This is a genomic window from Henriciella sp. (assembly GCF_049649345.1).
Classification (GTDB): Bacteria; Pseudomonadota; Alphaproteobacteria; order Caulobacterales; family Hyphomonadaceae; genus Henriciella.
Genome location: NZ_JBARZC010000558.1, coordinates 1 through 2,095, shown reverse-complemented (window position 1 = coordinate 2,095; position 2,095 = coordinate 1). Strand labels below are relative to the sequence as shown.

Below are 2,095 nucleotides of genomic sequence, written 5' to 3'. Positions count from 1 at the left end.
AATCGCCTGACGCGTGATTCAAAGCTGCTCTTTGGGGAGGGCGGCTTTGGCTCGCGAGTTGATGACGGACGAGGAGTGGGCGTTCTTCGCACCGTTCCTGATCGAGAACCGTTCCCGGGGCGGGCGTCCGCCCGCCGATCATCGCCGGGTGCTCGACGCGGTGTTCTGGATCGCGCGAACGGGTTCGCCGTGGCGCGACCTGCCTTCGGAGTTCGGCAACTGGAACTCGGTGTTCCGACAATACCGGCGCTGGACCGAGGCGGCCGTCTGGGACGTGGTCCTCGCGGCGCTTGTGGAGAGCGAAGCCTCTGACACCGCGACGCAAATGATCGATAGCACCATCGTCCGGGCGCATCAGCACGCCGCCGGCGGAAGGGGGGGATTCATCGAAATGGTGTCGGCCGTTCGCGCGGTGGCCTCACGACCAAGATCCACGCCCGGACAAGCGCAGACGGCCTCCCTGTCGGCCTCCATCTGACGCCAGGCCAGGCGGCCGATGTGACCGCCTATGATGACCTCATGGCGGAAGATGCACCCGACCCCGCTGCGATGCTCGCGGACAAGGGCTATGACAGCGTTGCGATCCGCGACGATCTCGAAGGCCGCGGCGCCAAGCCTGTCATCCCGACCAAATCCAACCGGAAAGTCCAGCGCCCAGTCGACCGCGCCACCTACGCCCTGCGCAACCGGATCGAGCGCTTCTTCAACAAGCTCAAGCATTCAAGACGCGTCGCCACCCGATACGACAAGCGCGCCAACAGCTTCTTCGGCTTCATTCAAATCGCAACCATCAGAACATGGATAAGGTTTGTCCACGCCGCCTAGCTGGAGCCGTTGTCGCAGAGCAGCCTCGGCTTGTGCCGGACCTTGGCGCGGTTGCAGCCCGATGCGGTGTAGAAGTCAGATCAAGTCCTGACTTCTACAGTTGATCTATCCTCAAGATCTCGTCACGGCGCTTGCGGCTTATCCCGATGCGCGTGCGAATCTCGAAGACTTTGGCGCCTCCACGCAGCGCATCACGCTCGAATGGATCAAGCGGGCCAAGAAACCGGAAACGCGTGCCGAGCCCATTGCAACCACGGTGCGCATGGCGCAGGCGGGCCGCAAACCGGGGAGTTGAACCGCAACCCGTCCTCCAATGTCGTTAAAGGCGCAGAACCGTTCCCGTTTCCTGGCGCACAATGATCGCCGCCCCGCGCCACCATATGCCTCTTGTCTGCGGCAGGCGCTTGCTTTTGATTGTAACCCGGCTTAGGTGCGATCCGAAGTGGCGAAAGCCGTTTCTGGCGTATCGAGGTATCCCGGACATGGATTTGAGAAACATCGCGATCATCGCGCACGTCGATCATGGCAAGACGACGCTGGTCGATGCGCTCCTCAAGCAGTCGGGTACGTTTCGCGACAATGAGGCGACAACCGAGCGCGCTCTGGATTCCAATGACATCGAACGCGAACGGGGGATCACGATACTCGCCAAGTCGACCTCCGTCGAATGGGAAAATCACCGCATCAACATCGTCGACACGCCCGGCCATGCCGATTTCGGCGGCGAGGTGGAGCGCATTCTCTCGATGGTCGATGGCGTGGCCTTGCTTGTGGATGCTGCCGAAGGGCCAATGCCGCAGACAAAATTCGTCACGGCCAAGGCGCTTGCTCTGGGTCTGCGACCCATCGTGGTGCTTAACAAGGTCGACAAGCCCGATGCCGAACCCGACCGCGCCCTGGATGAGGTGTTCGATCTCTTCGTGTCGCTGGATGCCGATGAGTTCCAGCTCGATTTCCCGGTGCTCTATGCCTCCGGACGCAGCGGCTGGGCGGATACCGAACTCGACGGTCAGCGCAAGGACCTTTCGGCGCTATTCAACTTGATACTGTCCCATGTGCCGGCGCCGGCTCAGACAGAACGCCGCAATGAGGCGTTTTCCATGTTGACCACCACGCTCGCCGCGGATCCTTTCCTCGGCAGGTTGCTTTCGGGACGGATCGAGTCGGGGGTGTTGCGCACCGGTACAGCAGTCAAGGCGCTGAGCCGAGATGGCAAGGAAGTCGAGCGTTTTCGCGTTTCCAAGATTCTTGCTTTCCGCGGTCTCTCACG

At 61.7% G+C, this 2,095-nt stretch carries 3 protein-coding genes; all 3 read left to right on the top strand.

Going from position 1 to position 2,095, the window contains the following annotated elements; translation table 11 throughout:
• Positions 1-61 precede the first annotated feature (61 nt).
• A protein-coding gene (locus tag WA989_RS15420; RefSeq protein ID WP_424341366.1) for an IS5 family transposase occupies positions 62-825 on the top strand; the annotation gives its coding sequence in 2 pieces (ribosomal slippage) (positions 62-371 and positions 371-825; 765 coding nt in all).
• Positions 826-925: 100 nt separating this feature from the next.
• Complete coding sequence (locus WA989_RS15415) at positions 926-1,120, top strand: YdeI/OmpD-associated family protein (protein ID WP_424341364.1); 195 nt, start codon at positions 926-928, stop codon at positions 1,118-1,120.
• A gap of 187 nt (positions 1,121-1,307) precedes the next feature.
• Positions 1,308-2,095, top strand: a 788-nt coding sequence (locus WA989_RS15410) for a GTP-binding protein (RefSeq protein ID WP_424341365.1), incomplete at its 3' end; no start/stop codon positions are given.